We start from the raw sequence: 6,431 nt of genomic DNA, 5'->3' as shown, positions 1-6,431 counted from the left end.
CTCGTGTACGGCGTCGTGAAACTACAGGAGCGCGTCGCCAACGGCGAGGCCGCGCCCGTCACCGTCAAGCCGTACGAGCTGGAGGAGTTCTCGGACCTCGAACGCGACGAGCTCGTCGACAAGCTGGCCGACCAGATCGACGACGACGAACTCGTCATGCGGTACAACTTCGCTGATTCGCCATGAGCCTCGAACGACCAGACAGAGTCGACGACGACGCCGCCGAGCGCACCCCCGACGAGCTGGAGGCGCTGCTCGGCGACCTCGTCGTCGACCGCGACGACCATCTGAACGCGCCCGGGTTCGTCATCCGCCCGGACACCGTTCAGGAAACGCTTCGGACCCTGAAAGAGCAGGCGGGGTACGACCACCTCTCCGTGGTCTCCGCACAGGAGTACGAGAACCGCTACGAGTCCATCTACCACCTGAAGAAGTACGACGATCCGACCCAAGAGGTCAGCATCGTCGTGCCCGCCGACAAGGACGACCCCGTCTCCGAGTCGGCCGAGCCCGTCTTCCGCACGGCCGACTGGCACGAGCGGGAGGCGTACGACCTGATCGGGATCGAGTACGACGACCACCCCGACCTCCGTCGGATCCTGCTCCCCGAGACGTGGCAGGGCCACCCCCTGTCGATGGACTACGACAAGGACCGGCCGCAGATCGCCACGCTGCCGGAGCACGCGAACCCGCTGGAGGACCACCACAAGGACGCCGAGTCCGACACGATGTTCCTCAACATCGGGCCGCACCACCCCGCGACCCACGGCGTCCTCCACCTGAAGACGGTGCTCGACGGCGAGCAGGTCGCCGACGTTGAGCCAGACATCGGCTACCTCCACCGCAGCGAGGAGCAGATGGCGCAGTCCGGGACGTACCGCCACCAGATCATGCCGTACCCCGACCGCTGGGACTACATCTCGGCGGGCCTGCTCAACGAGTGGGCGTACGCCCGCGCGGCCGAGGACCTCGCGGACATCGAGGTGCCCGAGTACGCGCAGGTCATTCGGACGATGGGCGCGGAGATGTGCCGGATCGCCGCGCACATGCTCGCGCTCGCGACGTTCGCGCTCGACATCAACGGCGACTTCACGGCGACGTTCATGTACGCCATCAACGACCGCGAGCGCGTCCAGAACCTCTTGGAGGACCTGACGGGCCAGCGGCTGATGTTCAACTACTTCCGGCTCGGCGGGGTCGTCTGGGACCTGCCGGAACCGCGCGAGGAGTTCTTCTCGAAGACCCGGGACTTCCTCGACCAGCTCCCGGAGTCCGTCGAGGAGTACCACAACCTGATCACCTCGAACGAGGTGTTCCAGATGCGGACCATCGACACGGGCATCCTGCCGCCGGAGGTCGCGAAGAACTACGGCGCGACCGGCCCCGTCGCCCGCGGCTCGGGGGTCGACTACGACCTCCGCCGCGACGACCCGTACGGCTACTACGACGAGCTCGATTGGGACGTCGTCACCGAGGACGGCGGCGACAACTTCAGCCGCCTGCTCGTCCGGATGCGCGAGGTCGAGGAGTCCGCGAAGATCATCGAGCAGTGCGTCGACCTGCTCGAGGACTGGCCCGAAGACGAGCGCAACATCCAGGCGAACGTGCCGCGCACGCTGCGCCCGGACGACGACACGGAGATCTACCGCGCCGTCGAGGGCGCGAAGGGCGAACTCGGCATCTACATCCGCGCGGACGGCACGGACAAGCCGGCGCGGTTCAAGATCCGGTCGCCGTGCTTCTCGAACCTCCAGACGCTGCCGGAGATGGCGAACGGGGAGTACATCCCCGACGTCATCGCGGCCCTCGGTAGCCTCGACGTCGTTCTCGGGGAGGTGGACCGCTGATGGGTACGGCCCCCGCACAGCTGTTCCCCGAGTTCATCGTCGACACGCTCGGGCTCGACAGCGTCATCGGCGAGGTCGCGGCCTCGCTGGTCGCCGCCTTCGTCGTCGGAAACATCATCCTCGCGTTCACGGGCGTCGCGGGCCCGTGGGCGAAACGGAAGATCACGGCGGCGTTCACCGACCGGATCGCGGTCGACCGGATCGGCCCGTTCGGCCTGCTCATCATCCCGGCGGCCGCGATCCAGCTCCTCGCGAAGGAGCTGATCATCCCCGAGGGCGTCGACCGCCCCTCGTGGGACATCGCGCCGATCATCCTGCCGTCGTCGGCGCTGCTCGGCTTCTCCGTGATCCCGATGGGCCAGCTCGGTCCGATCAACCTCCACCTCGCGGACCCCGAGGTCGGGTTCGCGCTGGTGTTCGCGTTCGCGTCGATCGCCTCGGTCTCGCTGGTGATGGCCGGCTACGCGTCGAACAACAAGTACTCGCTCCTCGGTGGCCTCCGCGCCGTCGCGCAGAACCTCGCGTACGAGATCCCGCTCATCGTCACGGCGATGTCGGTCGTGATCTTCTCCGGCACGCTCCAGATGAGCGGCGTCGTCGGCGCGCAGACGGAGACGCTCGTGACGATCGCCGGCGTCTCGATCCCGTCGTGGTACGCCCTCGTGAACCCGTTCGCGTTCGTGCTGTTCCTCACGGCGAACATGGCGGAGATCGGGCGGAATCCGTTCGACATCCCCGAGGCGCCGACCGAGATCGTCGGCGGGTACCAGACGGAGTACTCCTCGGCGTACTTCGTCCTCTTCTACCTCGGCGAGTTCGTCCACATCTTCCTCGGCGGGGCGATCCTCGCCGTAACGTTCCTCGGCGGGGCCTCCGGGCCCGGTCCGGAGAGTATCAGCTTCATCTGGTTCGTGGTGAAGATCTGGGGCTTCTTCCTGTTCACGCAGTGGGCCCGCGCGGCGCTGCCCCGCGTCCGTATCGACCAGCTGATCGAAATCGGCTGGAAGGGAATGCTGGTGCTATCGTTCGCGAACCTGGTGCTCACGGCCGTAATCGTGGGGGTGATCGCGTAACATGATTGGACTCATGAAATCCATGGCGACGACGATGAAGCACGCGCTGGACGGGAATACGTTCACGGTGGAATACCCGGAGGACGCGCCCGAAGTGAGCCCGCGGTTCCGCGGGGTCCACAAGTTCAGCCAGGAACGGTGTATCTGGTGTCGGCAGTGCGAGAACGTCTGTCCGAACGACACGATCCAGATCGTTCAGGACGACCAGCGCAACGGTGAGCAGTACAACCTCCACATCGGGCAGTGCATCTACTGCCGGCTCTGCGAGGAGGTCTGTCCCGTCGACGCGATCCTGTTGACGCAGAACTTCGAGTTCACCGCCGACACGAAAGACGACTTCGTGTTCAACAAAGAACAGCTCAAGAACGTCCCGTGGTACAAGGGGATCGACCCGCTGGAGTCCCGCAATCCCGATCGCGGCGCGTGGATCGGGGAGGGTGACGGCGAGGTCGACTACCAGTAGCGGGCACGTCTCGAAATCTTCAAAGGGGTTCTCATAGGAGACAAACACAATGGTTTATCCTACCATCGCGTTCGGGCTGTTCGCCGCGGTTACGCTGGCGTTCGCCCTCGGGGTCGTCCTGGCGCGCGACGTGTTCCACGCCGCGCTGCTGCTGGGCGGAGCCCTCACGAGCGTCGCGGTGCACTACGTGATGCTGCGGGCGGAGTTTATCGCCGCCATGCAGATCCTCGTCTACGTGGGCGGGGTTCTCATCTTGGTCACGTTCGCCGTGATGCTCACGCGATCTGATTCTGAAACGGAGGTGAGTAGCGCGTGAGCAACGACGAGAGCCGCGGGTCGCGGATCGCCCCCGCGGTCGCCGTGGGCGCCCTGTTCGCCGTGCTGGCCGCGACGATCAACGCGGCGACGTTCGGCTTCGAGGAGGTGGGCTTCCCGGCTGACGCTTCGATCGTCCACAACCTCGGGTACGCCCTGTTCAACCTCGGCGCGTACGACATCGCGACCATCCCCGCGGAGGGGTTCCTCGCGGCCTTCCTGATCGCCGCGGTCGCGCTCGACGTCGCGGTCGACGGCGCCGTCTACCTCGCGAAACGCGAGGAGGACGGGTCGGTCATCTCGGCGGTCGGACAGGCGTTCACGGACGGCGGACGCGACGGAGGTGACCGGAAGTGACCGCCGTCGCGTCCTCCATTCCGCCGTCGTGGTACCTGCTGCTAGCGGCGGCCGTCTTCTGCGTCGGTCTGTTCGGCGTGCTGACGCGCCGGAACGCGCTGTACTTCCTCATGAGCGTCGAGCTCATGATGAACGCGGCCAACATCAACTTCGTCGCGTTCGCGCTCTACTACGGCGACCTCACGGGGCAGGTGTTCGCGCTGTTCGTCATCGCGCTCGCCGCCGCCGAGGTCGCCATCGGCATCGGCATCATACTCGTGTTATACCGTAACTTCGGCACGACAGACGTGACTGTTCCCGCGGAGATGAGGTGGTAAGATGGTGAACGCATTCGCATACGTCCCGGCGATCGTGCTCCTCCCGTTCTTCTCGTTCCTGGTCGCGCTCGGCGCGGGCAGGTACCTCCCGAAGGGCGGCGCGTTCGGCGGTATCGCCGCGACCGCGGGCTCGTTCCTGCTGTCGATCTGGGTCGCGGCGACCGTCGCGGGCGGACGGGCGTACAACGAGACGCTGTACTACTGGGCGAGCGAGGGCGGTGCCGGCATCGGCCCGACGGACATCGAGCTCTCCTTCGGCGTCCTGATCGACCCGCTGTCGGCGCTCATGCTCGTCATCGTGACGCTCGTGGCGCTTCTCGTCCACGTGTTCTCGCTCGGCTACATGAACGACGAGGGCGAGACCGGCCTGCCGCGCTACTACGCCGGCCTCGGTCTGTTCACGGCCTCGATGCTCGGGTTCGTCGTCGCCGACAACCTCCTGATGGCGTTCATGTTCTTCGAGCTGGTCGGGCTCTGCTCGTACCTGCTCATCGGCTTCAACTTCCGGGAGCCGGGCCCGCCGTCGGCGGCGAAGAAGGCGTTCCTCGTCACCCGCTTCGGCGACTACTTCTTCCTCGTCGGCGTCGTCGCGGTGTTCGCCACCTTCGGCACGGCGCAGTTCGCCGGTCCGGAGTCGTTCCCGGCGCTCGCCGACGCGGCGCTCAACGGCTCCGGCTCGGTCGCGTGGACGCCCGGCGGCGTCGAACTCGGGACGTGGCTGACCGTCGTCGGCCTGCTCGTCTTGGGCGGCGTCGTCGGGAAGTCCGCGCAGTTCCCGCTTCACACGTGGCTCCCCGACGCGATGGAGGGCCCGACGCCCGTCTCGGCGCTGATCCACGCCGCGACGATGGTCGCGGCCGGCGTCTACCTCGTCGCGCGGATGTACGGGTTCTACGTGCTGACGCCGACGACGATGGCGGTCATCGCCTTCATCGGCGGCTTCACGGCGCTGTTCGCTGCGACGATGGGGCTCGTGAAAAACGAGCTGAAGCAGGTGCTCGCGTACTCCACCATCTCCCAGTACGGGTACATGATGCTCGCGCTCGGCGCGGGCGGGTACGTGGCCGCGGTCTTCCATCTGACCACCCACGCGTTCTTCAAGGCGCTGCTGTTCCTCGGTGCCGGGTCGGTCATCATCGCGATGCACCACAACGAAGACATGTGGGACATGGGCGGGCTGAAGTCGAAGCTGCCCGTCACCTACTACACCTTCCTCGCCGGGTCGCTGGCGCTCGCGGGAATCTTCCCGTTCGCTGGCTTCTGGTCGAAAGACGAAATCCTCTACGAGGCGCTCGTCCACGGCCTCAACGACCCGCTGCTGCTCGGCGGCTACCTGATGGGGCTGCTCGCGGTGCCGGTCACCGCGTTCTACACCTTCCGGATGGTGTTCCTGACCTTCCACGGCGAGCCCCGCAGCGACACCGCGCGCGACCCCGTCCCGGTCCGCTGGAACGTGAAGGGGCCGCTGACGGTCCTCGGCTCGCTCGCGGTCGTCACCGGGTTCATCAACATGGTGCCGGTCCAGAAGGTCCTCGGCATCGAAGGGATCGACCTGCTTCACCTGTGGCTCGACAACCACTGGGGCGGCATCGAGGGCCTCTCCTCGCACCACTACGCCGACTTGGGTCTCTACAGCAGCGGCTACCTCGTCGGCGGTGAGACCGGGACCGTCCTCGTCGGCGCGGCCGTCTCGCTCGGCTTAGCGCTGCTCGGACTCGGACTCGCCTGGCGGCTCTACAACGTGCCGTCGCCCGCGGAACACACCGCCAAGCTCGGCGGCATCAAAGACGTGCTGTACAACAACTACTACCTCGACGAACTGCAGGTCTGGCTCGCGTATCGCACGGAAGACGTCGCGGGCGGCGCGAACGTCTTCGATCAGGGAATCATCGACGGCGTCGTGAACGGCGTCTCCTCGGTGAGCCTCACCGGCGGCGGTCGGATCCGTCAGCTCCAGTCGGGGATCGTCTCGCAGTACGCCGCCCTGCTCACCTTCGGACTCGTCGCGCTGTTGCTCGTGCTCGGCGCGACCGGGGGGTGGTTCCTGTGATACTCGAAG

The 6,431-nt window shown here is 66.4% G+C and carries 7 protein-coding genes and 1 pseudogene; all 8 read left to right on the top strand.

All coding sequences use genetic code 11. The features are described from left to right. A pseudogene (locus B9G49_RS10085) lies at positions 1 to 186 on the top strand (NADH-quinone oxidoreductase subunit B); the annotation flags it as partial. Then, complete coding sequence (locus B9G49_RS10080) at positions 183 to 1,847, top strand: NADH-quinone oxidoreductase subunit D (protein WP_086216270.1); 1,665 nt, start codon at positions 183 to 185, stop codon at positions 1,845 to 1,847. The pseudogene B9G49_RS10085 and the gene B9G49_RS10080, both read left to right, overlap by 4 nt. Continuing rightward, positions 1,847 to 2,920 (top strand): NADH-quinone oxidoreductase subunit H, encoded by a 1,074-nt coding sequence (locus tag B9G49_RS10075; RefSeq protein WP_049931226.1) that lies wholly within the window; start codon positions 1,847 to 1,849, stop codon positions 2,918 to 2,920. The genes B9G49_RS10080 and B9G49_RS10075 overlap by 1 nt, the downstream gene beginning before the upstream one ends. A gap of 1 nt (position 2,921) precedes the next feature. Then, on the top strand, positions 2,922 to 3,383 hold the full coding sequence (locus tag B9G49_RS10070) for an NADH-quinone oxidoreductase subunit I (RefSeq protein ID WP_049931224.1): 462 nt from the start codon (positions 2,922 to 2,924) through the stop codon (positions 3,381 to 3,383). A 49-nt stretch (positions 3,384 to 3,432) separates the two neighbouring features. Next, positions 3,433 to 3,699, top strand: coding sequence for an NADH-quinone oxidoreductase subunit J (locus B9G49_RS10065; RefSeq protein WP_049931222.1), 267 nt, complete (start codon positions 3,433 to 3,435; stop codon positions 3,697 to 3,699). Further along, positions 3,696 to 4,055, top strand: a complete 360-nt coding sequence (locus tag B9G49_RS10060; RefSeq protein ID WP_086216269.1) for a hypothetical protein — start codon at positions 3,696 to 3,698, stop codon at positions 4,053 to 4,055. Before B9G49_RS10065 ends, B9G49_RS10060 begins: the two co-directional genes overlap by 4 nt. Next, a complete protein-coding gene (gene nuoK / locus B9G49_RS10055; protein ID WP_049931218.1) occupies positions 4,052 to 4,372 on the top strand; it encodes an NADH-quinone oxidoreductase subunit NuoK in 321 nt (106 codons plus the stop codon). The genes B9G49_RS10060 and nuoK overlap by 4 nt, the downstream gene beginning before the upstream one ends. Position 4,373: 1 nt before the next feature. After that, a complete protein-coding gene (gene nuoL / locus B9G49_RS10050) occupies positions 4,374 to 6,422 on the top strand; it encodes an NADH-quinone oxidoreductase subunit L (protein ID WP_086216268.1) in 2,049 nt (682 codons plus the stop codon). Positions 6,423 to 6,431 lie beyond the last annotated feature (9 nt).

Source organism: Halorubrum sp. SD683 (assembly GCF_002135045.1).
Classification (GTDB): Archaea; Halobacteriota; Halobacteria; order Halobacteriales; family Haloferacaceae; genus Halorubrum; species Halorubrum ezzemoulense.
Note: the sequence above shows the minus strand (reverse complement) of the source record. Positions and strands in the feature narration are given on the sequence as shown.

Coding starts and splice junctions, on each gene's coding strand:
- B9G49_RS10080 (WP_086216270.1), top strand. CDS start 183: ATGAGCCTCGAACGACCAGACAGAGTCGACGACGACGCCGCCGAGCGC.
- B9G49_RS10075 (WP_049931226.1), top strand. CDS start 1,847: ATGGGTACGGCCCCCGCACAGCTGTTCCCCGAGTTCATCGTCGACACG.
- B9G49_RS10070 (WP_049931224.1), top strand. CDS start 2,922: ATGATTGGACTCATGAAATCCATGGCGACGACGATGAAGCACGCGCTG.
- B9G49_RS10065 (WP_049931222.1), top strand. CDS start 3,433: ATGGTTTATCCTACCATCGCGTTCGGGCTGTTCGCCGCGGTTACGCTG.
- nuoL (WP_086216268.1), top strand. CDS start 4,374: ATGGTGAACGCATTCGCATACGTCCCGGCGATCGTGCTCCTCCCGTTC.